Source organism: Psychrosphaera haliotis (genome assembly GCF_039523615.1).
In the GTDB taxonomy this organism is placed as follows: Bacteria; Pseudomonadota; Gammaproteobacteria; order Enterobacterales; family Alteromonadaceae; genus Psychrosphaera; species Psychrosphaera haliotis.
The window spans coordinates 265,910-290,765 of the sequence record NZ_BAAAFQ010000005.1 but is presented as its reverse complement, the minus strand read 5'-3'; the positions used below and the strand labels follow the sequence as shown (position 1 = coordinate 290,765).

General features: G+C 38.6%; 23 protein-coding genes, 4 tRNA genes and 1 riboswitch. Of the genes, 13 read left to right on the top strand and 14 right to left on the bottom strand.

The features are described from left to right. Positions 1-56 precede the first annotated feature (56 nt). A complete protein-coding gene (locus ABD009_RS08225; protein WP_343824396.1) occupies positions 57-797 on the top strand; it encodes a TrmH family RNA methyltransferase in 741 nt (246 codons plus the stop codon). A gap of 71 nt (positions 798-868) precedes the next feature. Beyond that, positions 869-2,749: a methyl-accepting chemotaxis protein gene (locus tag ABD009_RS08220; protein ID WP_343824394.1), complete on the top strand. Its 1,881-nt coding sequence runs from the start codon at positions 869-871 to the stop codon at positions 2,747-2,749. 72 nt (positions 2,750-2,821) lie between these two features. Here the strand turns inward: ABD009_RS08220 and ABD009_RS08215 are convergent, their stop codons facing one another. The 12 genes from ABD009_RS08215 to hemA form a co-directional block, all read right to left on the bottom strand. Beyond that, entirely contained in the window at positions 2,822-3,694 is an 873-nt protein-coding gene (locus ABD009_RS08215; protein WP_343824392.1) for an NAD(P)-dependent oxidoreductase, read from the bottom strand. A gap of 16 nt (positions 3,695-3,710) precedes the next feature. Beyond that, positions 3,711-4,829, bottom strand: a complete 1,119-nt coding sequence (locus ABD009_RS08210; protein ID WP_343824390.1) for a succinylglutamate desuccinylase/aspartoacylase domain-containing protein — start codon at positions 4,827-4,829, stop codon at positions 3,711-3,713. A gap of 21 nt (positions 4,830-4,850) precedes the next feature. Continuing rightward, positions 4,851-6,236 carry a lysine-sensitive aspartokinase 3 gene (gene lysC, locus ABD009_RS08205; protein WP_343824388.1) on the bottom strand — a complete coding sequence of 462 codons (1,386 nt, stop codon included), beginning with the start codon at positions 6,234-6,236 and terminating at the stop codon, positions 4,851-4,853. Positions 6,237-6,312: 76 nt separating this feature from the next. After that, a riboswitch (Lysine riboswitch) is annotated at positions 6,313-6,483 on the bottom strand. A gap of 165 nt (positions 6,484-6,648) precedes the next feature. After that, positions 6,649-7,767: a beta-ketoacyl-ACP synthase III gene (locus tag ABD009_RS08200; protein ID WP_343824386.1), complete on the bottom strand. Its 1,119-nt coding sequence runs from the start codon at positions 7,765-7,767 to the stop codon at positions 6,649-6,651. A 121-nt stretch (positions 7,768-7,888) separates the two neighbouring features. Next, the gene (gene kdsA, locus ABD009_RS08195) at positions 7,889-8,746 is read right to left on the bottom strand and encodes a 3-deoxy-8-phosphooctulonate synthase (protein ID WP_343824419.1); all 858 of its coding nucleotides are present in this window, start codon (positions 8,744-8,746) and stop codon (positions 7,889-7,891) included. Between the two features lie 60 nt (positions 8,747-8,806). Then, complete coding sequence (locus tag ABD009_RS08190; RefSeq protein WP_343824384.1) at positions 8,807-10,048, bottom strand: DUF819 family protein; 1,242 nt, start codon at positions 10,046-10,048, stop codon at positions 8,807-8,809. Positions 10,049-10,190: 142 nt separating this feature from the next. After that, positions 10,191-10,994 carry a tetratricopeptide repeat protein gene (locus ABD009_RS08185; RefSeq protein WP_343824381.1) on the bottom strand — a complete coding sequence of 268 codons (804 nt, stop codon included), beginning with the start codon at positions 10,992-10,994 and terminating at the stop codon, positions 10,191-10,193. A 37-nt stretch (positions 10,995-11,031) separates the two neighbouring features. Continuing rightward, positions 11,032-11,391 carry a SirB2 family protein gene (locus tag ABD009_RS08180; RefSeq protein ID WP_343824379.1) on the bottom strand — a complete coding sequence of 120 codons (360 nt, stop codon included), beginning with the start codon at positions 11,389-11,391 and terminating at the stop codon, positions 11,032-11,034. Between the two features lie 88 nt (positions 11,392-11,479). Next, positions 11,480-13,030 carry a DUF3369 domain-containing protein gene (locus tag ABD009_RS08175; RefSeq protein WP_343824377.1) on the bottom strand — a complete coding sequence of 517 codons (1,551 nt, stop codon included), beginning with the start codon at positions 13,028-13,030 and terminating at the stop codon, positions 11,480-11,482. 80 nt (positions 13,031-13,110) lie between these two features. Continuing rightward, positions 13,111-13,980: a peptide chain release factor N(5)-glutamine methyltransferase gene (gene prmC, locus ABD009_RS08170; protein WP_343824375.1), complete on the bottom strand. Its 870-nt coding sequence runs from the start codon at positions 13,978-13,980 to the stop codon at positions 13,111-13,113. Positions 13,981-13,996: 16 nt separating this feature from the next. Then, the gene (gene prfA / locus ABD009_RS08165) at positions 13,997-15,082 is read right to left on the bottom strand and encodes a peptide chain release factor 1 (RefSeq protein ID WP_155693629.1); all 1,086 of its coding nucleotides are present in this window, start codon (positions 15,080-15,082) and stop codon (positions 13,997-13,999) included. After that, positions 15,079-16,329, bottom strand: a complete 1,251-nt coding sequence (gene hemA / locus ABD009_RS08160; protein WP_343824373.1) for a glutamyl-tRNA reductase — start codon at positions 16,327-16,329, stop codon at positions 15,079-15,081. Before hemA ends, prfA begins: the two co-directional genes overlap by 4 nt. A 131-nt stretch (positions 16,330-16,460) precedes the next feature. Between hemA and lolB the strand changes: the two genes are divergently transcribed. The 3 genes from lolB (at position 16,461) to ABD009_RS08145 (ending at position 19,075) form a co-directional block, all read left to right on the top strand. Further along, positions 16,461-17,063 carry a lipoprotein insertase outer membrane protein LolB gene (lolB, locus tag ABD009_RS08155; RefSeq protein WP_343824371.1) on the top strand — a complete coding sequence of 201 codons (603 nt, stop codon included), beginning with the start codon at positions 16,461-16,463 and terminating at the stop codon, positions 17,061-17,063. Between the two features lie 2 nt (positions 17,064-17,065). Next, positions 17,066-18,043 (top strand): 4-(cytidine 5'-diphospho)-2-C-methyl-D-erythritol kinase, encoded by a 978-nt coding sequence (ispE, locus tag ABD009_RS08150; protein ID WP_343824369.1) that lies wholly within the window; start codon positions 17,066-17,068, stop codon positions 18,041-18,043. Between the two features lie 75 nt (positions 18,044-18,118). Continuing rightward, positions 18,119-19,075: a ribose-phosphate pyrophosphokinase gene (locus ABD009_RS08145; RefSeq protein ID WP_210559668.1), complete on the top strand. Its 957-nt coding sequence runs from the start codon at positions 18,119-18,121 to the stop codon at positions 19,073-19,075. Between the two features lie 80 nt (positions 19,076-19,155). Here ABD009_RS08145 and ABD009_RS08140 read toward each other — a convergent pair whose 3' ends face one another. Both ABD009_RS08140 and ABD009_RS08135 read right to left on the bottom strand, forming a co-directional pair. Beyond that, positions 19,156-19,530 carry a hypothetical protein gene (locus tag ABD009_RS08140; RefSeq protein WP_343824365.1) on the bottom strand — a complete coding sequence of 125 codons (375 nt, stop codon included), beginning with the start codon at positions 19,528-19,530 and terminating at the stop codon, positions 19,156-19,158. Next, positions 19,520-19,930: a hypothetical protein gene (locus tag ABD009_RS08135; protein ID WP_343824363.1), complete on the bottom strand. Its 411-nt coding sequence runs from the start codon at positions 19,928-19,930 to the stop codon at positions 19,520-19,522. Before ABD009_RS08135 ends, ABD009_RS08140 begins: the two co-directional genes overlap by 11 nt. 320 nt (positions 19,931-20,250) lie before the next feature. Between ABD009_RS08135 and ABD009_RS08130 the strand changes: the two genes are divergently transcribed. The 8 genes from ABD009_RS08130 (at position 20,251) to ABD009_RS08095 (ending at position 24,856) form a co-directional block, all read left to right on the top strand. After that, the gene (locus tag ABD009_RS08130; RefSeq protein ID WP_343824361.1) at positions 20,251-20,874 is read left to right on the top strand and encodes a 50S ribosomal protein L25/general stress protein Ctc; all 624 of its coding nucleotides are present in this window, start codon (positions 20,251-20,253) and stop codon (positions 20,872-20,874) included. A 23-nt stretch (positions 20,875-20,897) separates the two neighbouring features. Further along, positions 20,898-21,488 (top strand): aminoacyl-tRNA hydrolase, encoded by a 591-nt coding sequence (gene pth / locus ABD009_RS08125; RefSeq protein WP_343824359.1) that lies wholly within the window; start codon positions 20,898-20,900, stop codon positions 21,486-21,488. A gap of 84 nt (positions 21,489-21,572) precedes the next feature. After that, positions 21,573-22,664 carry a redox-regulated ATPase YchF gene (gene ychF / locus ABD009_RS08120; RefSeq protein ID WP_343824357.1) on the top strand — a complete coding sequence of 364 codons (1,092 nt, stop codon included), beginning with the start codon at positions 21,573-21,575 and terminating at the stop codon, positions 22,662-22,664. Positions 22,665-22,992: 328 nt separating this feature from the next. Continuing rightward, positions 22,993-23,069 (top strand) — tRNA-Met (locus ABD009_RS08115). A gap of 36 nt (positions 23,070-23,105) precedes the next feature. Next, positions 23,106-23,190, top strand: a tRNA-Leu gene (locus ABD009_RS08110). A gap of 45 nt (positions 23,191-23,235) precedes the next feature. Further along, positions 23,236-23,310, top strand: a tRNA-Gln gene (locus ABD009_RS08105). An 8-nt stretch (positions 23,311-23,318) separates the two neighbouring features. Continuing rightward, positions 23,319-23,393: transfer RNA gene (locus ABD009_RS08100), tRNA-Gln, on the top strand. Between the two features lie 122 nt (positions 23,394-23,515). After that, the gene (locus ABD009_RS08095) at positions 23,516-24,856 is read left to right on the top strand and encodes an OmpP1/FadL family transporter (protein WP_343824355.1); all 1,341 of its coding nucleotides are present in this window, start codon (positions 23,516-23,518) and stop codon (positions 24,854-24,856) included.

Sequence of the window (24,856 nt, the reverse complement as noted above, 5' to 3'; positions counted from 1 at the left end):
ATTTTGAATTTTGAATTTTAATTAATCTAATAAGAAATACCGTAAGCTAACGAATTATGATTTCGAAAAACCAAGCAAAATACCTTAAAGCCTTGTCTTCAAAAAAACAGCGCCGCTTATCCGGTGAGTTTTTAGTACAGGGCGAAAAAAACATCTTAGAGCTTTTAGGTTCAACACTAGAAGTTGTAGAAATTTACTGCACGGATTCGTTTAAAGAGCTACATAACAAACTTTTAAGTCACCACAGTGTAATTGAAACCACAGCACAACAACTAAGCCAAGTTAGCACACTAACAGCTAACAGTGATGCTATTGCTATTGTAAAACAACCCGTTCACGAGGCGTTTCAGCCTAAAGGCTTGATACTCGCCTTAGATGATGTAAATGATCCAGGAAATCTAGGCACTATTATTCGACTTGCCGATTGGTATGGCGTTAGTGATATTTTAATTAGTGAACAAACTGCTGACGTATACAACCCAAAAACGATTAGTGCCACTATGGGCGCATTTACGCGGGTCAAAACACATAGAGTTGATCTAAAACATAGCCTTCAAACAATAAACCTCCCTATCTATGGTGCGTTCCTCGGCGGCGACAACGTACACAACAACAACTTTGAAAAAAGTGCCGTGATTGTTATGGGTAATGAATCGCATGGTATTAGTGACGATATCTCTTCGTTGATCACCAAAAAAGTAACAATTCCTTCCTACGGACATTCCGAATCTTTAAACGTAGCAATGGCGACTGGCATTATTTTAGATAACGCACGTCGAATCCTTTCAAATAATTAATATTTTTTGCCAAATACCAATAATCGTCTAACTTTATTTAGAGATAACTCTATTTTAATTTTGGACGGTTTATGAAGGTTAGTATGGGCACTAGTATTAAACAAAAACTCCTTATCAATGCCGTTTTAGTCGCATCGGGCATGGTGTTGTTACTCGTTTTACTCATTTATTCAAATTATAAAAACTCGCAATTCACACAAACAGTCCAATATATCGACAAAATTAATAGAGATATTATGCAACTTGATATTGAGGAAAAGTTTTTTCTAGAAAATAAAAACACCGAACATGTCGATAACTTTAATAAAATTCATAAAGAAGTATCTGTTCAAAAAACAGAGTTTAGCCAAATATTAAAAGAAGAAGGGTTTGAAACCGACCAAGTAGAGCGATTTACAAAAGCTTCAAATAGCTATAAAGCCACATTTGACAAACTGGTTGTACTACAAAAAACTATTGGCTTGCATCCAAAAGACGCACTTTATGGTGAGCTTAGAGGAGCTGTGCACAACATAGAGACCATTTTAAAGGAACAAAACAGTTACATGCTGTTGGTAGACATATTGCAACTAAGACGGTCCGAGAAAGACTTTATGTTGCGGTTTGATGAAAAGTACTTAGGTAAGTTTAACGACGGCATTGATACTCTCAGGAACAACCTTTCAAGCACAGATATCGACGGGTCAACACAAAATAAGATCAAGGGCCTATTGAGTGACTATCAAGTAAAATTTGTAAATTTGGTGAATGCGCAAAAAGAAATTGGTCTCAACAGCGAAAGTGGAGTCCGAGGCGAACTGGCAGAAGCAAAAACCATACTTAGGAAGACCCAGGAAGTTATGGAGTCAAATATCTCTGAAGGTATTGAAGCAAAGCAGCTGCAAACACAAATATTCGGTTTTGCACTATTTGTGGTACTCGTTGGTATTATTATGTCTTCAACCTTTGTAACAAGCAGAAAAGTACTAGGTCCTATTCAACAAATTTCGTCAACTATTGACGCGGTAAGGAACACAAACGACTTGACTCAAAGTCATGAATTCGAAGGCGAAGACGAACTATCAGCTATGGGTAGACAGTTTAACTCTTTAATTTCTGACTTTAGAGAGCTTATTTTAAGAGTTAACAATGCTGTCAAAACCCTAGATGAAGCTACAAGATCACTAGTTTCAAATTCAACAGATAATCAGACATCGTTAGACATCCAACTACGAGAAACTGAGTCAGTTGCGGCTGCAGTAACAGAAATGGGCGCTACGATAAAAGAGATTGTTGCGAATACAGAAGATGCGGCTAGCAAAGCGCTCAGTAGTAATGAAAATGCCGAGCAAGGCTCTACTCAAGTTAACATGACAATTGAAAGCATTCGATTCCTTTCTGACAAGCTAGATACCGCAGTGAGTGATGTAAATGCACTGGCTGAAGAAAGTAAAAATGTTGGCTCTGTTCTCGACGTTATTCGTGGTATTGCTGAACAAACTAACTTACTAGCTTTAAACGCTGCTATTGAAGCAGCTCGAGCTGGTGAGCATGGTCGAGGTTTTGCGGTTGTTGCCGATGAGGTAAGAACGTTAGCAATGAGAACCCAAGAATCTACCAAAGAAATTGAAAATATAGTGACGTCTCTGCAGTCAAGGATTGGTGGAATAGTTAGTGTTATCGACCAGTGCCAAGAACAGGGTAGTACATCTACCCAAAGAGCAGGTGAAGCTGGTGAGAAACTTGTTTCCATTACCCAAGATGTTAAATCAATAATGGATATGAACACTCAGATTGCCACTGCCATTGAGCAACAAAGTAAAGTAGCCGAGGAAGTAAACCAGAACGTAGTCGCTATTAGAGATGTTGCAGATGACTCTTTCCAACGAGCAAAAGAAAATGCAGCAAGCAGTGAGAACATATCCAAACAGGCGGTTATATTACATTCGTTTATTGATAAATATAAAGTGTAGGTAAACAAACAGGTCTAACTACACCACCACAATACAAACTCAAAAACAGTATTTGGTTGTTACAGGTAACTTTTACTTTCTATGCACCTCTAGTCTTGCCATTAGGCTAGAGGTATCCCAGCGATTACCGCCCATATTTTGAACATCAGCATAAAACTGATCGACAAGTGAAGTAAGGGGTAAAGTAGATTTGTTTCTCTTAGCTTCATCTAACGCAATGCCTAAATCTTTACGCATCCAATCTACTGCAAAGCCGAAGTCATACTGCCCTTGCCACATGGTATTATGACGATTGTCCATTTGCCAACTACCGGCGGCTCCTTTAGAAATCACCTCTACAACATCAACACCATTTAAGCCTGCCGACCGAGCAAAATGTAACCCTTCAGCAACGCCTTGTACAACACCAGCTATGCAAATTTGATTAACCATTTTTGTTAACTGTCCTGAACCCACTTCTCCCATTAGCTTTACAAACTTGGAAAAGTGTTTAATGACTGGCTCAATCTTGTTGAAGTCAGACTCTTTACCACCCATCATCACCGTAAGTTGTCCATTCTCAGCTCCAGCTTGACCACCAGATACTGGAGCATCGAAAAACGATATTTGTTGCTCCGAACAAATTGCGCTTAGCTCTCGTGCTACATCGGCTGAGGTAGTCGTATGGTCAACAATGACAGCGTTAGTTTTAGCACCAGCAAGAATACCGTCTTTCCCTAACATCACTTGTCTTAGATCATCATCATTACCAACACAAATAAAGACGATGTCAGAATGTTCTACCGCTAATTTTGGCGTCGTTTTGTAATCGCCTTTATAAGCCTCGGTCCATGCTATAGATTTTGATTCTGTTCGGTTAAATACAGTCACATCAAGCCCAGCTTGAGCTAAATGACCAGCCATTGGGAAGCCCATAACGCCTAAACCAATAAAACTAACTTTCATTCTTAAAAACCTTTATTTATGCATCGGTTGCTATTTTATAAAGCTGAGTGCCAACCTGAACTGCAGCTGAGGGGTAGTGAAGTATAACAATACCAGAGCTTGGAGATTTAATCTCTAGCAGTCCTCTGTCATTATCAAACTCTAAGGAATTTAGTACTCGAGCTATAGTTTGCCCTTTCTCAACTTTATCACCCGCTTTTGCTAGATATTCAACCATACCTGCGTACTTTGAAAATAGTGTTTTATAATTTTTTAATGCTGTAACAGTTATATCGTTTGCATCTATTTTAGGGTTACCAGTTACTAGCCCTTCTGTGTTTAGGAAGTTTAATATGCCTTTCATATCTTCATAGGCTTGCGTTAAACATATGTTCTCTTGAGAACCAAGCTCAACGGTAAATGCTTTCACGCCATATTTAAATTCTACCCCTATTGCGCAGAGGCCTTGTTGTAATAGCCTCCAGGGAATAAAGCTCGCTTCGTCTAAAGCACCTGCAAACTTGCATGGTATGGAAATTATATTTTCAATATTAAAACGCTTAGCATGCTCTACTAAAAAGTCAGGACTATATATATGTCGTGTAGAAGATGGTCCCGTATGTAAATCAATGACTAAATCAGCCTTAACGGCCAGCGACTGTAACTTATGGTTTAAATATTGCGCTGTATTTATACCCCACTCGCCTTTTGTTAAGTCTTCAATGGATTTACTTAACGCGAGCCTAAAGTCCGATACTATTTTATTCTCATTCGCTTTATCATATAAGGATTCACTCCCTTCTAACGAGTTTAAAAACTTCGTTACTAAAGATTCATCATAATGATAAAAACGATTCCAATTATTACCCGTAGTCGCGTCAAAGCGTCCCTGTAAATACTCTCCTGCTCTTTGTGTTCTGCCGAAGGGATTGCAATTAGGAACCAATATAAAGTTTGTATTTATGCTTAGTTTAGGTAAAAAGGTTAATAGCTGAAAAATAACAGCACTACCCTGCATTTCGGCTGCATGAACTGCGCTTTGGATATATACGGTAGGAGCATCGTCTTTTCCACAGTTTACATAATAAACAGGGATCCCAATCTCTTGGCCAGCGATATCCTGATTTAAGGTTAGTAGCTCTTTTGTAATCTTCATATTTAACGCTCTCTAAAAGAATTAACCAAAAATCTGATCGTGAATATTAGTAACAACGTCTTTCGCGATGCTTTGTTTAACTAAAAAACATACATTGTGCCTACTTGCTCCGTGGCAAATCATTCTTATTTGGTAATCACCTAAAGACTTAAATAGTAATTCGGTGCTTGATATCGTTTCATGATCTGGGTTGTGATTGCCAATAACCGCAACTAGTGATAACTCCCCTTCTATCGATACCGCGCAAAAGTCTTCCAATTCAGTTATACACTCTTGCGGCAATATCCCTTCACTAACTCCATTTATGTTGTCAAACGTGAGCGCAACGGATATTTCAGATGTAGTGATAAGATCGACGGAAAGTTCATACTTAGCTAAAATAGCAAACACTCTTGCTAAAAAACCGCTAGCAAGCAGCATATTTGGACTGCTTAAGGTAACTAGGGTCTGATTTTCTCTAAGTGCAATTGCTCTTACGCCGCTCGTTGAAGGTTTTGTTGTTAAATGAGTGCCGCCAGCATCCGGTTCTAAACTTGAGCCCACAAAGACATCAATTTTAGATCTTATGGCAGGTAGTAATGTTGCAGGATGCAATACTTTTGCACCAAAAGTTGCGAGTTCAGCAGCCTCATTAAAGCTAAGCGTTTTAATTGGCTTCGCTTTAGTGACAAATCGGGGATCAGAAGAGTATATGCCAGCCACATCTGTCCAAATCTGTAGTTTATCTGCGTTGATTGCTTCAGCTATTAACGCAGCAGAAAAGTCTGAACCTCCGCGGCCCAAAGTCGTTGTATTGCCGAAGCTGTCTTCGCCAACAAAACCTTGTGTGATATACAGACATTCGGGCAGGTTTAATGACAATTGGCTTTGTTGTTTTATTGCAGTTAAATCTGGCCTTGCATGACCAAATCGACTATCAGTCTTAATTATACGTCGAGCATCAAATCTAACGAGTTGGGGTTTATCGTCAGCATTAGAAAGCAACTCAGTCATTATTTCAGTAAATAAATAACTAGAAAAACGTTCACCAAACGATAGTATTTCATCCACTAATTTCAAGCTAAACTGCTCTCGCAACATTTGCGATGCATATTCAAGCTCATGGATGAGGTTTAATACGTAACCGTTGACTCGGTTTTGTTCAATTTGGTTTTGTTCAAAAAGGCTAGCTGATATATCTAGTTGTATGGTTTTAATGTTATCAATTAGTGTAGAGGCAATTGCTTCCGATAGACCCCTTTCAGTTAGGTCCACTAATAAATTAGTTACCCCTGCAGAAGCTGATAACACAACGACTTTAACTGAAGGTTCTTCTATGACAATGTTGGCACAACGTACCATTGATTGATAATTTTTTAAGCTTGTACCGCCAAATTTTGCAACGGTTACAGATGATACTTTTGACATGTTTTTCCCAAATCTAAATTAAGTTTTGGGGAGGGATCAGGCACAGGTAAGAACGATGATTACGCAACTGAACTTACCGGCCAGAAGCGCTCCACCATATAGGTGACAACCAATAGGACTCAACCTATATGGCCGAACAATACCTATCTCAACAAGTATTATCCTCGGCGACTATTCCCTGACAAATTATCAATGAAGTTGAGACTTCTCCAATTTGCTACCTAATAGCCGCACCTCTTCTGACGTTGCATTTAGCAACACATCGGCATTTACCGACGGGGCGTACTTTAATAAAAATTAGAGTAAAAAGTCAAATAAAGTTTATCGACTCTTTATTGGTTAAAAATTAATTATGCGCCCGGTCAGCAGAATTTTATTCGTACTAATCAAGCTTGCTTTTTACTCTAAGGACTTATATGCGCTCTAAACTTATACAACCAACTGAATATCCGGCACCAAAGCTACATAAAATACCCTTATCACCAACAGAGAAATCATCACTGTATTTATGAAAAGCAACAATGGAACCCGCAGAGGCTGTGTTAGCGTATTCATCTAAAATTAATGGTGCGTCTAAAAATTCCGGCTCACGACCTAGAAGCTTTTTAGCCGCAAAGAGGTTCATATTAATATTAGCCTGATGCAACCACATACGTTTGACGTCGGTTACAGACCAACCATTTTTAGTTAGGTGATCCGTGATGGTATTAGTAACTATTGGTAATAATTCTTTAAAAACTTTTCTTCCTTCTTGGAAAAAGTATGAGTTATCAGCAGGCAACTCGTCATAACAATGGTCTACATAACTATGTGAACATCTAATGTTATTTGAAAATTTAGTTATTTGATCCATAGCTACTATTTTAAACTGTTGCTTCGATGTAGCGGTTTCCGTACTCTCGATAACCATGGCTGTTGCCACGTCACCAAATATGAAGTGACTATCGCGATTCGTATAATCTAGTTGTGGCGTTGTAAACTCAGGGTTTACCACTAACACGCACTTTGCTGATCCTGCTTTAATTGAATTGTAAGCGTTGATAATTGCAAAAGTAGCTGTTGAACACGCTACATTCATATCAAAAGCAAAACCTGATGCGCCTAGTATTTGTTGCACTTCTACAGACATTGCTGGATATGAGCGCTGCATGTTTGAAGAGCCTAAAATAACCAAATCTATGTCTTCTGCTTTTTTACCAGATTTTTCTAGTGCTTCTTTCGCTGCTTCAACTGCCATCAGCACCATTTCAGGTGGCTCTTCTGCATTATACTTTTTCATCTTAGGATGAAGTACATTTACGTCAGTAATACCCTCTTTTACCATGGCATATCGTGACTTTATACCTGACGCTTTTTCTATAAACTCTACACTAGAACGTTTTTTTTCTTCAATATGTCCAGCTTCAATCTCTGCTTTATGTGTTTCATTAAATTGATCAGCGTATTCATTAAGAACATCAACTAGCTCTTGGTTCGAGATTTTATGTGGAGGGGTAAATAGGCCTGTACCCGAAATTACTATTGATGACATATTGAGCCTTTATATTAAAACTGGTTTGCCATTATTATCTTAGTGGTAAATCAATAAGGCAAATTTAATTGAGAGTTGAAAAAGAGCTTAACCTCGTTTGATTAAGCTCTGTATATTTAGATTACAAGTTGTTTGCTGACGTATCCAGCGGGGCGAAGGATTTTATGAGGTCGTCCACTTGTTTCATTTGAGTTAAAAAACCTTCCAATTTAGATAGTGGTAACGCACATGGTCCGTCACACAGCGCTTCGTTTGGATTTGGATGCGCTTCAATGAAAAGTCCAGCTAATCCTAATGCCATACCACTTCTTGCAAGTTCTGCTGCTTGAGCTCGGCGTCCATCAGCTGAATCTGTTCTGCCGCCAGGACGTTGTAAGGCATGTGTTGCATCAAACATAACTGGAGCCATACGTTTCATGTCATCCATACCTAACATGTCAACCACAAGGTTATTATAACCAAACTGACTGCCACGCTCACATAAAATAACCTTTTCGTTACCTGATTCATGAAACTTCTTAATGATATGTTTCATTTCATGTGGTGCTAAAAACTGTGGTTTTTTAACGTTAATAATTGCGTTTGTTTTACCCATAGCAACAACCAAGTCTGTTTGACGTGCTAAAAACGCTGGTAATTGAATAATATCTACTACTTCTGCAACAGGCTGCGCTTGTTCAGGAGCGTGTACATCGGTAATTATCGGTAAATCAAATTGCGTTTTGATTTCTTCAAATATTTTTAAGCCTTCTTCTAAACCTGGGCCACGATATGAATTCACTGAAGAGCGGTTCGCTTTATCGAAACTAGCTTTGAATACATAAGGAATACCAAGTTTTGTCGTAACTTCTTTATATGTCTCGGCAATTTTTAATGCTAAGTCTCTAGACTCTAAAACATTCATACCACCAAATAAGACAAACGGTTTGTCGTTTGCAAGTTCGATATCTTTTCCAATTTTTATAATTTGCGTATTGATCGCAGATGTCATTTTAAACTCTCTATTTTTAAACTAACCGAATAACTTTTAAATGATTTATCAACTGGCTACATACTGTAAAACTTGACCACAGAACCAAGCTGCATATGTGCCGATAGCATAACCCAAAACAGCCAATAGAACGCCCACAGGCGCTAAAGCTGGATGGAACGCAGATGCCACGATGGGTGCGGAAGCTGCACCACCCACATTGGCTTGGCTGCCAACCGCCATATAAAACAGTGGGGCTTTTATTAATTTTGCTACACCAAGCATTAAGCAGGCGTGAATAATCATCCAAATTGCGCCTAATGCAAAGTATAGTGGACTATCAAATATTGCCATAATATCCATATGAAGACCGATAGCCGCTATCAAGAAATAAAGGAAGGCAGAGCCTACTTTTGATGCCCCTGCTGCTTCTATCTTTCTTAATCGAGTAAATGACAATGCAATACCCATTGCACTAGCACTGACTATCATCCAGAAAAACTTACTGTGGAAACTTAGCTCTTTAGAGTTAGGGAAGTTTTCTATCATAAACGGTGTGACAATATCTGAGAATATGTGTGCGACACCTGTAACACCAAAGCCTATGGCACAGATAATCATTAAGTCTTCAAGGTGAGGAATACGAGCATGCTTTTTCTGGAATTCAATAACATTTGTTTTAAGCTCTTCTAATGCTGTGGTATCTGCGCCTGTTTTTGCGTCGATACTCTTGGCGTTGCCGGCTAATAATAATAAAACAGCCATCCAAATATTTGCCATTATAATATCAACAGCAATCATAGAAGAAAAAATAGTATCCCCAACTTCATAAATCTCTTTCATTGCCGTTTGGTTAGCGCCACCACCTATCCAACTGCCGGCAACCGTAGTCATTCCTCGCCAAACATCTTGAGGGCCACTATTACCAAGTAGTTCTGGGTAAAAGTACGAAACAATTAAGAGTGCTATTGGTCCGCCAATAACAATACCAAAAGTACCGGTAAAGAAGAGAATAATTGCTTTAGGACCCAGCTTTAAAATACCAGGTAAATCAACGCTAATAGTTAAAAGCACTATACATGCAGGTAACAAAAATCGTGACGCGACATAGTAAATGTTGTCCGACGCCTCCACGCTTACTAAGCCTGCTGAGTTGAAAATAGAAGGGATAAAATAGCAAAGTAATAGCGCAGGAACATACTTATAAAACGCTTGAAACTTAGCATTGCTGCTTTTACTAGTGTAAAAGACAAAACCTAAAATAAGTGCTAGTAACCCTAGGAGTGTTGCTTCATTTGTAATAACTGGCATTTAAGCTGATTCCTTAAAACTCACGATTGAATTTTCAATTCTTATTCTTTTTATGTGTTGTGTTTTGTTTTGTTTTGTTTTGTTTTGTTTTGTTTTGTTTTGTTTTGTTTTGTTTTGTAAAAAAACAACCAATATCTATAATTTAATGCAATGTGTGGGTAGGAGCAACCTGCTCTTCTAGCTGAGATTTAAAAAATGCCGCCATAGGATCGTTTGGACAAGCTTTTATAAAGTACTTTAAATCATCTGAAGCCACATGGTCACAGTCTAATTGCTGAAGCACTATTCCACGGTCACGTCTTTCATAAGGGTCTTCAGGTAAAAGCGCCATCAATGTTTCGACACACAAAAGCGCTTCTTCATAAAACCCTTCTGCCAATAGACAGATCTTCTGTTCGCTCAACAACTCTTTTATCAGCTCTTCTTGATCAATTGGCTGTGCGTATGCCGCAATGCCACTTAACATACTCTCATTTAAATCATCACTAGTGATAATATATTCTGTTGCACCAGAAACAGAGTCAATCACAATTAACTCAGAGTTACTCAACTTAACCACTAAACCAATGTCATCTTGCAATTCAGCAATAAAAGCATTAAAGCCTAATTCTTTTAATAGGTAGGCCATAACAATAGCTAACGTTAAGCTATTACCAGTGCGAGACTCGATACAATAACTCACTGATCCTAACGCAGACTCTGGCACGCTTTGCAGGCCAGGACCGGAAAATGCTAACTCATCAAAAATACTATCAATGACTTTATAAAGCTCTTCTTGATTAGGCACTTTCTCTACGCAGTAATGCTCAAGGTGATTAACAAGCTCTTCTAGCGTATCCAAAATATTAGGTTTGGATATCTTTGATTGCCAATTTTCTTCAAGATCGAGTAGTTCAATTAATAAATCGTTCGCGCTATTTGATGATATAAACCAGTTTGCTGACATTACTTCTCTTAAAAATCAGATTTAATACTTTAGCGACTTACGCTAGTTTTGTTACTGCCATAAATGCAGCTAAAATTAAGCTGATTGATGCACCTGTTAACATTAAAATGGCTTTTTGCTTATTTGCGCTTTTTATTGCTAAGGCAGCAAACACAATGTAGGCAATCACAAAGGCAACTTTGAGGGTTAACCAGGTAACAACAAGTGGGTATTGTTGAAGGACAATGCACAAACCAATAGCAGAGGCAATTAGACAGGTGTCGATAATGTGTGGCAATATTTTTAGTAACTTAGGTAGGCTTTTACCAGCCATTTGAACTTGGTAAAACCTGAAATAGAATAGAATAACGCTCAATAATACAAATGTTAAATGAGCATGCTTTAAACCAATATACATTTTAAAACCCTTGTTATGGCATTTACTTACATTTCATTGCCGCCAAATTCCAGTTGGCTATGTTAACAAATTATTTACAAATTATCTGCTAGCTTTTAAAAACCGCTTCAAATTTTTGATGATTCGTTTCAACTAGGTCTATAAGACCAGGGTCAAACTCGATACCTGCTTTTTCTTTTAGATATTGCATAGCTTGATCATGAGACCATTCACCTTTGTATATGAGTGCGGTTCTAAGTGAATCATAAACATTAGCGACTTTAACTATACGGGCAAATATATGAATGTCTTTTCCTTTCAATCCTTTTGGATAACCGGAACCATCCCAATTCTCATAGTGTTGGTAGGCAATTGTAGATCCGAATTGTATGATTTCACTGTTTGAGCCTTTTAGTATTTCATGTCCTAAAAGAGGAGACTTTTTTACCTGTTCCCATTCATCATCTGTAAGCTCAGACTGCTTTTTCAATAACGTATCCGGCAGTGAAATTTTACCAATGTCATGCAAAGGCGCAGCCTTTTTTAACATTTCGATTTCTGACTCTTCTAAGCCGTACCAACTCGCTAGTAAACCAGTTAACGCAACCACATTTCTTATATGACCGCCTGCATCGTTTAACCTTTTTTCAATGGCTCCGCCTAAACGCTCTAATAATTCAGTTTGCGACGATTCTAATTCTACTTTTAACTGGATACTCTCGAAGGCAATTTGTACGTTTTTAGCAAACAGCTCTACTAAGTCTCTGTGTGTATCACTTAAGTCAGAAGGTAACCCTGAAACAAAAAGCAACGAATTTGTAGAGAACTTACTATGGCAATAGGCAATTAAGTAATTGTCTTGATAAACAATTGATCTTGATGAGATAGCCTGACTAAATGCTTCTTGTAGTTGGCTCGACTTGATGACGTCAACATCAGATACTTGATGTCCGATGTAATCAGCAAACTGTCCTTGTGCGGCTACAACTGTTAGATCTTTTGACGTACTTCTAGATGGGCAATTAATCATAAAACTATCGGTCGCATACATAGCCTGCTCTTCACCACAGCCTAGTACCGATGTCAGTTGTTGCATTACACCGTCAATAAACTGTTCCATGGAATGAACATTAAATATATCGGCCGATGCAGAAATTATTTTTTTAAGTCCTTCATGGCTCTGTTCTAAAGAACGCAAGTCTCTATAGGAGCGCAAACCTGATAGCACCACAGTAAATAATTTTTGAGCTGTTAATTCGGTTTTAGATTTATAGTCATTAATGTCGTAATTAAGAATTACCTGCTTTTCAGGAGCTTGCCCAGGTTGCCCTGTTCTTAAGATAATTCTCACATTTTTATTTTTAAGCTCGTTGCGGATATAGTTGGCTACGTTTAGGCCGGCATCATCGGTTTCCATCACTACATCAAGTAATACAATAGCGATATCATTATTATCTCTAATAATATCTCTAGCCTCAGCACCACTATAGGCGCTCATAAACTCTATTGTTTTTTCTTGATATAAAAAGTCACTCAACGCTAACTTCGTTACAGCATGAACCTCTGGCTCATCATCAACGACAAGGACTTTCCATTTACCAATTGTTTTTACTTGCTCAGGCTCTGGGTTATCGCCTGAAAATAAAAAATCATCAACCATGAACAACTATTTCCTATGCTGTTTAAAACCACCACTGTACAACGAGTGTAAATCACTAGTATTTAGACTAAACGTAAAGTTTAAAAATAGCCAATTGTTATACGATCATTTTGACCTAAATCAATAAATGTATTGATGTTTTTAAAGCCATTATCAGAAAGACACTGGCGAACAAACTCAGCTTGATCATAACCATGTTCTAAAGCAATCAATCCTTGTTTGTTTAAATAATTAGGAGCTTGTTCAATAATATGGATTAGATCGGACTTTCCTTGATCCCCTGCAGTTAATGCACTTTTGGGTTCAAATCTAACATCGCCTAAGTGTAAGTGAGGATCTAGTGGGTCAATATAAGGAGGGTTGCTGACAATAATATCAAAGCGTTGTTCATGTACAGCTGAGTACCAATCGCTTTGTATAAATGTACAGTTATTAATATTGTTTAATGATTTATTTCGAGTCGCTAATTCTACCGCATCTTTGTTGAAGTCTGCACCTAGCCAAGCCATTTCTGGTAACTCACTGGCTAATGAAAGTGCGATAGCACCTGTACCGGTTCCTAAATCTAAACCTTTGCCGTTCATTGGGAAATCAAAGTCTGATATTGAACTTAAAACCGTTTCTACTAACAGTTCCGTATCCGGTCTAGGGATCAAAGTGCTATTATTAACTTCTAGAGTTAAAGTCCAAAAGTCTCGCTTTCCAATTAAATGTGCAATCGGGTGCCCGAGTAGCCTTTGTTCAACAAGTGATGTGAAGTATTCTAATTGCTCGGTTGTTAAAACAGCATCTGGCCAAGTAAATAAATAAGCTTTTGGCTTTTCAATTACATGCAGTAACAGTATTTCTGCATCTAGTTTAGCCGTATCAGACATTTTTTTAATAGCTAAAGCGGCATCATCGATGGCCGCTTTAATGTTTGGTTCAGAAATGCTTAACTCAGATTTCACTGACAATTTGTCTCAATTACTCTTCTGACATTGAAGCTAATAAATCAGCTTGGTATTCAGTCATTAGAGGTTGAAGAACACAATCTAAATCGCCTTCAATAATTTCATTCAGCTTGTAAAGTGTTAAGTTAATTCGGTGCTCTGACAATCGACCTTGAGGGAAGTTGTATGTACGAACGCGCTCTGAACGATCACCACTTGCAACAAGATTACGTCGCATACTAGTCTCTTCTGCATTACGTTTTTCATCTTCTGCAGCCTGAATACGAGCACTCAATACCGACATCGCTTTAGCTTTGTTTTTGTGCTGCGAACGTTCATCTTGGCACTCAACAACGATACCAGTAGGTAAATGCGTAATACGAACCGCTGAGTCCGTCTTGTTTACGTGCTGACCACCTGCACCTGATGCTCGGTAAGTATCAATTTTTAAATCGGCTGTATTTATTTCAATTGCTTCTGCTTCTGGGATCTCTGGCATTACTACAACAGTACATGCTGAAGTATGCACACGCCCTTGAGATTCAGTCTCTGGAACACGTTGAACGCGATGACCTCCAGATTCAAACTTCATAGTCCCGTATACATCATCACCAGTAAAGTGAGCCACGATTTCTTTAAAACCGCCATGCTCACCTTCGTTAACGCTCATAATTTCTACTTTCCAGCGTTTTGCATCCGCATAACGGCTATACATACGGTATAAATCACCGGCAAAAATAGCGGCTTCATCACCACCTGCTCCGGCTCTAATTTCAACAAAGCAGTTGTTTGAGTCATTAGGATCTTTAGGCAACATTAATACTTGTAGTTCATCTTCAAGACGCTCAATATCTTTTTTAGCGGCTTTCATTTCTTCTACTGCCATTTCACGCATTTCTGCGTCTTCTTCTTCCATCATCAATTTAGCTTCTTCTAAATTACTTGATGCAGTTTGAAACTCTGTGAATGCTTTTGTAACGTCTTCTAAGTCTGAATACTCTTTTGATAACGCTCTAAAACGGTCTTGGTCAGATATAACCCCAGGATCGCTTAACAGTGCTTGAACTTCTTCGTAACGTTCTACTAAGCCTTCAAGCTTGGTAATTATTGATTGTTTCATTGGATCCCCAATACGGTTTTCATAGTCGCCAACTGTTCGGTGTTCTTGCTTTCAGCTGCTTCTTTTAAGGCAGACGTTGGTGCATGAATCAGTCGGTTTGTTAATTTGTTTGCCATCTCAGTTAATACAGTTTCTGCATCATTGCCGGCTTGAATTTGATTTAGTGCTCTAACCAAAAGCTCATCTTTAATTGCTAAGCTCTGGGTACGGTATTCTTTTATTAAATCAACGGAATCTAGCGAGCTTAACCAGTCGGAAAACATGCTCGCTTTTCCATCGATAATTTGATCTGCTTCAACAGCTGCTTCAGTTCGTGCCTGCATGTTGCTCGCTACTATCTCTTGTAAATCATCGACAGTATATAAATAAGCATCGTCTAATTCTGCCACCTCAGGCTCAATGTCACGAGGCACCGCTAAATCAACCAAAAACATAGGTTTGTGCTTGCGGTTTTTAAATACTTTTTCAATTAAACCTTTGCCTATAATCGGCAATGTACTGGCTGTTGAGCTAATCACAACATCGGCAGTCAATATCTCTTTAGCTATCTGGCTAAGCGCACATACTTTTGCGCCAAATTGCTCTGCAATTACCTCAGCTCTACTTAATGTCCTATTTGCTACAACAATATCTTTAGCGCCTTGCTCATAAATATGTTTTGCAACCAACTCTATAGTTTCACCAGCACCAACTAATAATACTTTTTTACCTTTAAAATCACCAAAAACCTGTTTTGCTAATGTAACCGCAGCATAGGCTACTGATACAGCATTGGTGGCAATGTCGGTTTCCGTTCTAACTTGTTTAGCTACTGAAAAAGACTGTTGGAACATACGTTCAAAATAGGTTTGGACAGTACCGACTCCACGAGCTTGTTGATAAGCCTGCTTAACCTGCCCTAGTATTTGAGGTTCACCTATAACCATGGAATCTAAGCCACTTGCAACTCTCATTAAATGACGTGTCGCTTCTATATTTTGGTAAATATAAACGTGCTGTTCTAATTCTTCTGATGGAACCTGGTGAAATTTAGCTAACCAATTTACCACTTGCTGGGCTTTTGCCTGTTCACCAAAGCAATAAATTTCTGTACGATTACACGTTGATAGTATTACAGCTTCATCACAACCAGCATCATTTTGGATTGTTTTCAGCGCCTCAGGCAAACGCTCAGGCGTAAAAGCCAAGCGCTCTCTTAGAGCAACAGATGCAGATTTGTGATTTATTCCTAATGCTATAACGGACATACAGTGCTTAAAAGACCTAGATTTAAAGAACAGGCAATTCTACGAAAATCGCGGACTTTTTAAAAGCCTGTAACCATCTTTATTATGAGATATCGTAGTAAAAGCCCAATTTATTGCTATTTGAGACAAATATGAATCAATTCAAAAGTACCATTTTAACGATCACCCTACTGTTTTTGATCACTGCATGTACCTCATTACCTAAAAAGTCTGAAATAGTAAATGTATCTCATGTCTCCGAGTTATCATCATGGACGGCTCGCGGCAAAATGCTTTTTGTATCTGGTAAAGAGAAAGAAAGCGCGTATTTTTATTGGCAGCAAAACAAAAACGAGTTCCATTTCGTTCTTTCTACTGTATTGGGCATAGATGTAATGACTCTAAAATATGAGCATGGCATGGCTACACTTGAAGTAGATGGCGAGCAACATATAAGCCCAGACCCTCAAACTCTGGTGGCTCGTTTTACCAATAAACAAATCCCCTTTGACAAACTTCACCTTTGGCTTTTAGGACACGCAAACAAACAAGATATTTCCAGTCCTACTTACAACAACAAAAACGAAATCCAGTCATTTGACTATATGCCTGAAGGTTTTAATCAAACGTCATGGAATGTAAAATATGGTCCTAGGAAACCACTACAACAATTAAACTTACCTAGCGCGTTGACCATAAAATCAAGCGATTCAAGAATTAAGTTAGCCATTTCACATTGGCAGTTACAAGGTTAAACATGCGTCAATCTAAATTAAAGTTACTTTCACCCGCTAAATTAAATTTGTTTTTAAATATAAACCGTCGTTTAGACAATGGTTACCATGAACTCCAAAGCCTTTTTCACTTTATAGATTTTGGTGATGATATGACGTTTGAAGCCTATAGTGACGAATTACACCTTCGCACCAGTAAGGAAGCGTTAAAACAAACTAATTTAGAAGATTGGGAGTTGGAAGATTGGGAGTTGGCGAGTAAAACAGCTTTTAATTGCGACTTACCAGAGCTCGAAACAAACAGTAATTTGGTTTTTAAAGCAATGCAGGCTTTATCACGGTTTTTAAAAGCCAAGTTTGGCGAAGATAATTTTAATAAAAAGCTTCTAAGCTTAGACTTTATAAAAATATCTTTAACAAAACGCTTACCGATGGGCGGTGGTGTGGGTGGCGGTTCATCAAACGCTGCAACCACACTTTTGGCTTTGAATTCACTATGGAAACTGGGTCTTTCATTGGATGAACTAAGAGAGATTGGGTTGAAAGTTGGCGCTGATGTGCCTATTTTTGTTTTTGGCCAAACCGCGATTGCAGATGGCGTAGGTGAAAAGCTAACTAGCTATCCTATAAAAGAAAAGTGGTATTTAGTATTAACGCCTAACCAACATGTAAATACAGCAGAATTATTTTCGTCACCTCATTTGCCTCGAAATTCGCCTAAATTACCGTTAGATGAAATTAAATACCGAGGTATTGCCCCTCAATTCAAAAATGATTTTGAAAAGTTAGTTTATAATCAGTATCCAACCGTTGCCAAAGCAATGGACTGGTTGTTAGAATATGGCCCGGCTAGGATGACTGGCACTGGAGCTTGTGTTTATGCTGAGTTTGCTACACAGGACGAAGCAAAAGAGATATATCAACAGCTGCCTGTCGACCTGACTGGATTTGTTGCGAAAGGATGTAACATTTCCCCAACGCACCAAACGTTGTTTGGCTAATAAACATTAGAGGTTTGGCTATTTTGAGCTAACCTCACTATAAAACTAAAAGCATAATTGCTATAGGATATCTCTGTGCCTGATATAAAGCTCTTCGCTGGAAACGCTACCCCAGAACTTGCCGAAATCATCAGTAACCGTCTTGACATCGACCTAGGAAACGCCACTGTAGGCCGCTTCAGTGACGGTGAGATTAGTGTTCAAGTTAATGACAACGTTCGTGGATCGGATGTTTTCATCATTCAATCTACGTGTGCTCCTTGTAATGACAACCTAATGGAATTAATTGTGATGGTTGATGCTCTCAGACGTGCGTCTGCAGGCCGTATCACTGCTGTTATTCCTTACTTTGGTTATGCAAGACAAGACCGACGTGTTCGTTCAGCACGTGTTCCAATTACTGCAAAAGTTGTTGCAGATTTCCTGTCTAGTGTAGGTGTTGACCGAGTATTAACGGTTGATCTTCATGCTGAACAGATTCAAGGCTTTTTTGACGTTCCTGTTGATAACGTATTTGGTAGTCCGATCTTAGTGGACGACTTACGTAAAAAAGGATTCGACTTAGCCGATGATGTAGTTGTTGTGTCACCTGACATTGGTGGTGTAGTAAGAGCCCGAGCTATTGCTAAACTTCTTAATGACAAAGACCTAGCCATTATCGATAAGCGTCGTCCACAAGCAAACGTTGCTCAAGTGATGCATATAATTGGAGATGTTAAAGGCCGTGATTGTATTATGGTTGATGACATGATCGATACCGGTGGAACATTATGTAAAGCCGCTGAAGCGTTAAAGGCACAAGGCGCTAAGCGCGTATTTGCTTATGCGACTCACCCTGTTTTTTCTGGCAATGCCATAGAAAACCTTAAAAACACAGTTATTGATGAAGTTATTGTAACGGATTCAATCCCATTACCAGCCGACATCGCGGCATTACCAAACGTTAGGCAACTAACATTAGGTAATATGCTCGCTGAAGCAATACGTCGACTCAGTAATGAAGAATCAATATCGGCGATGTTTGATCACTAACACCGCCACATGGTTGCATTAAAAAAGCGGCCATGGCCGCTTTTTTTGTCACTGTGATCAACCCTAATATCAAATTTCGTTTATGGGCATTTCAGTTTAATATCAGCCGACTTTATTTCTTTAACATCTTTAAAGCCAAGTAATTGGGCCTTCTCAAAGTCTGAAGAACTAATTTGATAAACATTGATCGTTCCCTCATTTTGGCCACATGCCTGGGGATACATTAGCCCATCATTTTTTCTTGCGGAACAATTAACAACGATGCCATTTTCTGTTAATTCCTTAACCATTACGTTTAACGCCATTCCTTGCGTAAAGCATTGTTTCTTGTTTGCATCTTTATAAACATTTACAAACGATACCGCTTGTTCTGAAACTACATCGTTTGTTGTATTACTGGTTGCACTACAAGCAGCAAGACCAAAAACTAAGGCTATTAAAACGCTATTTTTCATTATTTATCCTATATTCATCTTTATTATTAAAAGAAGAAAACACATCTGTACTTTTATTCAAACTTAAAAAACGGTCATAAATAACATCTATTAATACGATGATACTGATGACTATTAAATAACCTGTAAATATAATCATAGTTGTTGGGTCATAATTTTTTGTAGCTAAAAATGCAATTAAAAACAAAAAATTTGAAATAACAGCTGAATACATCAAGCCGATAATACCATCTCTAATAGCATTCAAATTTATAATGCCGGCAGGTAAACATATTAGAGCAACAACAAACCATACCGCATCTGGTATACCTTGTGGATTCTCATTCAACAATTCGTAAATACCAATAATTATCAATGTAATCATTGGTAATAAAGCAATAAAGCGTAACAACCTTCTCATTTCGGTTACCTCTCCATTTGTCAAAGTGTGCTTTGATCTTTTTATTAGTGTTTACGCATATTAGTAATAAAATAAAACGTGAACAAGCCTAAAATTGAAACTATTCTTGTATTACCTCTAATATAAACAAGAGTAAGGCATAAATACTATTCCCTACTATCTATACATAAGTAACTTCTTTACATTCTTTTTATCCAATTAAAAATAGTTGAGTAAGCTCCTGCTTTCAATTAGAATACGCCGCCCCTCATATTTGCGGGGCAATGCGTTTTCTCTTGGTCGCGGGGGAAAACATAAACTTATTATTTTTGGAGAATTCCATGTCTGAAGCTATTTATACATTAGAAGCTACAGTTCGTACTGACAAAGGTACTGGTGCGAGCCGCCGCTTACGTCATGCTAACCAAGTTCCTGCAATCTTATACGGTGCTGATAAAGAAACTCAAAACCTTGCTCTTTCACACAACAAAGTGTGGCAAGCACAAGGCAACGAAGGTTTCTACTCTCACATTCTTACTCTAGTTATCGATGGTAAGAAACAAGAAGTTATCCTTAAAGACGTTCAACGTCACCCGTATAAGCCTGTAATCATGCACTTGGACTTCCAACGTGTTGATGCTAAACAAAAACTTCACACTAACGTTCCAGTTCACTTCATCGGTGAAGAAGCTGCAACTAAGACTGGTGCTGTTGTTGCTCATACAATGACTGAACTTGAAGTAACTTGTTTGCCTAAAGATCTTCCTGAGTTCATTGAAGTAGACGTAGCTGGCCTAGAAATTGGTCAAACTCTACACATCAGTGACCTAGTACTACCTAAAGGCGTAGCGTCTGTTGAATTAGCAAAAGGTGAATCTCATGATTTAGCTGTTGTTACTTTACACGCACCAAAGACTAAAGCAGAAGATTCAGAAGACGCTTCAGAAGAAGCAGATTCAGAATAATCTGTGTTGAATAGACGTACAAAATGAGTACTGATATTCAACTAATCGTGGGCCTGGCTAATCCGGGCCCCGAATACAAACATACCCGCCATAATGCCGGTGCTTGGTTCATTGAAGAACTTTGTCGAGCACAAAACATCTCTCTTAAAAACGATCCTAAATACTTTGGTTATACCGCAAAGATTTTTATTGACGGTAATGAAGTGCGTGTATTAGTTCCAACCACCTTTATGAATTTAAGTGGTAAATCTGTAAGTGCATTAGCTAACTTCTTCAAAATTAAACCAGAGCAAATCCTAGTAGCGCATGACGAATTAGATATGCCACCAGGAAAGGTAAAGATCAAACAAGGCGGTGGTCACGGCGGACATAATGGTCTAAAAGACATTATCGCCAAAATGGCTAATAACAAAGAATTCTATCGACTCCGTATTGGAATCGGTCACCCTGGCAGTCGTGAAAAAGTCACGGGCTGGGTATTAGGTAGGGCCCCACAAGTTGACCAAGAAAAAATTGATGCTGCCGTTGATGAAGCAACACGCTGTATGGATATTTGGTTTAAACAAGACTTAAAAAAGGCACAGAGCCGATTACATTCATTTAGCGCAGAGTAGTCTAAGCAAATTACATTATTAAGACTTAGTATTACGTCGTTATCTGATTTATTAAATTATAAAATTTGAACTTAAGGAACCATCATGGGTTTTAAATGTGGCATAGTAGGTTTACCAAATGTTGGTAAATCAACACTGTTTAATGCGTTAACAAAAGCAGGTATTGAAGCTGCTAACTTCCCTTTTTGTACTATTGAACCAAATACTGGTGTAGTACCTGTTCCTGACTTACGTTTAGACAAACTAGCCGCAATAGTTAAACCTGAGCGTGTCATCCCTACAACAATGGAATTTGTTGATATTGCCGGGCTGGTAAAAGGCGCGTCAAAAGGCGAAGGTTTAGGTAACCAGTTTTTAGCGAACATTCGTGAAACTGATGCTATTGGCCATGTAGTTCGTTGTTTTGACGATCCAAACATTGTTCACGTTGCTGGCGAAATCAACCCACAAGAAGATATTGATGTTATCAATACCGAACTTGCCTTAGCTGATATGGATTCTATTGATAAAGCAATTTTTAGAAATGCCAAAAAGGCCAAAGGCGGTGATGCCGATGCAAAATTTGAAACTAAGGTTCTAGAAAAATTAAAACCTATTGTTGATGAAGGCGGCATGGCTCGTTCTATTGATTTAACAAAAGAAGAACTAGCAGCAATTAGCTACCTAAACTTGTTGACTATGAAACCAACAATGTATGTAGCGAACGTTGCAGAAGACGGTTTTGAGAACAACCCTTTCCTAGATAAGGTTCGTGAAATTGCTTCTACTGAAAACGCAGTCGTTGTTGCCGTTTGTGCATCAATTGAATCTGAACTATCTGAGCTTGAACCTGAAGATTTATCAGAGTTCATGGAAGATTTAGGTTGGGAAGAGCCTGGTCTTAACCGAGTTATTCGTGCTGGTTACGAATTGCTAACGTTACAAACGTATTTCACTGCTGGTGTTAAAGAAGTTAGAGCTTGGACTTTCCCTGAAGGTAGCACTGCGCCGCAGGCAGCTGGTAAAATTCATACTGACTTTGAAAAAGGCTTTATTCGTGCGGAAATCGTTGGATACAATGATTTTGTTGATAATAACGGTGAGTCTGGCGCTAAAGATGCAGGTAAATGGCGTCTTGAAGGTAAAGATTATATTGTTAAAGATGGTGATGTAATCCACTTCCGCTTTAACGTTTAATTTATAACCATACAATTAAATTATTTTTAAAGAACCTTCCACTCGGAAGGTTTTTTTTATGTCTTAAAACTAGTCTTTTAGCGTGAATGATTTTGGATTTATATACTTTAATTCTGAGCTTTATTAAAAATAGTAAATATTCGTTTGTTACAGAAACATAATTTTTTACCCAAAACGGCCTTAATTAATACAAAAAACCACCGAGTTGCACAAATTAAAACCAAACGATACGTTAAGTGACATTTTCTTTAAAAAAGCAGTTGACGAGAAAGGGTCGCATCAGCATAATACGCCACATCGCTTGAGGCGGTAATCGAAACAAAGGAATGGCTACGTAGCTCAGCTGGTTAGAGCACATCACTCATAATGATGGGGTCCCCTGTTCAAATCAGGGCGTAGCCACCATTCGATTACACTACCAACCTCATAGCATCAAGATTTGCGGGAGTGGCGGAATTGGTAGACGCGCTGGATTTAGGTTCCAGTATCTTAGGGTGTGAGAGTTCAAGTCTCTCCTTCCGCACCACTTAAAGTCATGGTCTTAAATCTTAAAGTTCATGCAAAGTTTAGTTGGGATATCGCCAAGCGGTAAGGCAGCGGGTTTTGATCTCGCCATTCCCAGGTTCAAATCCTGGTATCCCAGCCACTTATTGTTGGAGTATCGCCAAGCGGTAAGGCAGCGGGTTTTGATCTCGCCATTCCCAGGTTCAAATCCTGGTACTCCAGCCACTTTTAAAGCCTCGCACTTGCGAGGCTTTTTTCTTTCTAAAAACTTAATCAAATTTAATTTTACCCTTACCTCATTTTTGTCATAGACTTATGTTCATGTAAAACAATGAACGGCAATAGTTTTGAGTAAACCATTAATAATCTTTACACTTTTTGGTCTATTTAGCAGCCCTCTGCTCAGCGACGAATATCACTATAAAAATATACTTGTTGGAACTAAAGCAATTGGTTTAGGTGGCGCATTCGCTAGTATCGCAGATGATATGTCCGCAGTGTTTTACAACCCAGCTGGTCTTGCCAAATCAAAACTAAATAATTCTGCATCTTTGAGCACCTTCTCTTGGGAACGTTCACAATTAAATGATGTTTTTTCAAATCAAGGTGACTTTTCACGTTCTTCTTTTTCCATCGTGCCAAGCTTTTTAGGTACAGGTAAAAATTCAGAAAAATGGCATTGGAGCGTAGTTTTTGCTGTTTCAGACTTATCTACCGAGCGAAACTTTTCTAAGGTAGAACTTCCTTTTGTTGGGCCAGATGGAAATATTGTTGGTACACAAACTGAATATGGCAATATAGACCTCGACAACGCTTCATATGACTTAGGATTTGGCACCGCCATTAACATTGCCCCTAACTGGTCTGTTGGCGGGTCATTAATAGCAAAATATAAGCAATTTGAGACGGTACAAGGCTCTGGCATTGATGCTGCAGTGGATACACCTCTTGGTATACTAAAAAGTGGTTTTACAGCTACCAGACGGCTCAGTGATGAGAATATTATATTAACCCCTCAGTTAGGACTACTATACAGATGTGAGGACTTTAGCTGGGGTTTAAAGCTTGCAAAAGATGTTGCGATTAATCGGAGCTTTACAGGCAGCCATCAAATTGTAGTTGCGTCACCAACACCTCTACCAACTACAGCAAAAGCGTCAAGTGTTGGAGAGGTCACAGGTTCAGAAAAACAGGAGTACGGCACCAACTTATCAACGGGTATTTCCACAAAGCTTTCCAACTTATTAGTAAGCTTTGACCTAGATTATTATTCAGCTGTAGAGGTTGAAGAGTTTACTGTCGCCCCTACACAACCTCCTATTAACCGAGACTTAGCTTCAGTTACAAATTATTCATTGGGCTTCAGTTATCCATTATCAGATACCAATACAATTCGCTTTGGTGTATTCACCGACAACTCAAACGGAATTATAGATCCGGAACAGCCATTCCAACGTTCAGAGGTGGTAGACATGGTAGGTTATAGCGTGGCGGTTAATACCGAGTTATTTGGCTTTCCGCTTTCCATTGGAGGATATTATAAACATGGTACTGGACAAGTTAGGTTGTCAGATATAAGGGTTGTAGAGCGTATTGTTGGTCTTCCACTTTATCCCGATAGCAATATTAATGACGTAAGTGACATGAAGCGTGAGTCTTTTGTTTTGTACCTCAGCGCCAACTTTTAA

Excerpts from the sequence above, each read along its gene's own strand:
- ABD009_RS08185 (WP_343824381.1), bottom strand. The coding sequence starts at position 10,994 with ATGTCAGCAAACTGGTTTATATCATCAAATAGCGCGAACGATTTATTA.
- ABD009_RS08140 (WP_343824365.1), bottom strand. The coding sequence starts at position 19,530 with ATGAAAAATAGCGTTTTAATAGCCTTAGTTTTTGGTCTTGCTGCTTGT.
- ABD009_RS08180 (WP_343824379.1), bottom strand. The coding sequence starts at position 11,391 with ATGTATATTGGTTTAAAGCATGCTCATTTAACATTTGTATTATTGAGC.
- ABD009_RS08225 (WP_343824396.1), top strand. The coding sequence starts at position 57 with ATGATTTCGAAAAACCAAGCAAAATACCTTAAAGCCTTGTCTTCAAAA.
- ABD009_RS08175 (WP_343824377.1), bottom strand. The coding sequence starts at position 13,030 with ATGGTTGATGATTTTTTATTTTCAGGCGATAACCCAGAGCCTGAGCAA.
- lysC (WP_343824388.1), bottom strand. The coding sequence starts at position 6,236 with ATGTCAAAAGTATCATCTGTAACCGTTGCAAAATTTGGCGGTACAAGC.
- hemA (WP_343824373.1), bottom strand. The coding sequence starts at position 16,329 with ATGTCCGTTATAGCATTAGGAATAAATCACAAATCTGCATCTGTTGCT.
- ABD009_RS08130 (WP_343824361.1), top strand. The coding sequence starts at position 20,251 with ATGTCTGAAGCTATTTATACATTAGAAGCTACAGTTCGTACTGACAAA.
- lolB (WP_343824371.1), top strand. The coding sequence starts at position 16,461 with ATGAATCAATTCAAAAGTACCATTTTAACGATCACCCTACTGTTTTTG.
- ABD009_RS08190 (WP_343824384.1), bottom strand. The coding sequence starts at position 10,048 with ATGCCAGTTATTACAAATGAAGCAACACTCCTAGGGTTACTAGCACTT.
- ABD009_RS08215 (WP_343824392.1), bottom strand. The coding sequence starts at position 3,694 with ATGAAAGTTAGTTTTATTGGTTTAGGCGTTATGGGCTTCCCAATGGCT.
- ABD009_RS08135 (WP_343824363.1), bottom strand. The coding sequence starts at position 19,930 with ATGAGAAGGTTGTTACGCTTTATTGCTTTATTACCAATGATTACATTG.
- ispE (WP_343824369.1), top strand. The coding sequence starts at position 17,066 with ATGCGTCAATCTAAATTAAAGTTACTTTCACCCGCTAAATTAAATTTG.
- ABD009_RS08220 (WP_343824394.1), top strand. The coding sequence starts at position 869 with ATGAAGGTTAGTATGGGCACTAGTATTAAACAAAAACTCCTTATCAAT.
- ABD009_RS08210 (WP_343824390.1), bottom strand. The coding sequence starts at position 4,829 with ATGAAGATTACAAAAGAGCTACTAACCTTAAATCAGGATATCGCTGGC.
- pth (WP_343824359.1), top strand. The coding sequence starts at position 20,898 with ATGAGTACTGATATTCAACTAATCGTGGGCCTGGCTAATCCGGGCCCC.
- ychF (WP_343824357.1), top strand. The coding sequence starts at position 21,573 with ATGGGTTTTAAATGTGGCATAGTAGGTTTACCAAATGTTGGTAAATCA.
- ABD009_RS08200 (WP_343824386.1), bottom strand. The coding sequence starts at position 7,767 with ATGTCATCAATAGTAATTTCGGGTACAGGCCTATTTACCCCTCCACAT.
- prfA (WP_155693629.1), bottom strand. The coding sequence starts at position 15,082 with ATGAAACAATCAATAATTACCAAGCTTGAAGGCTTAGTAGAACGTTAC.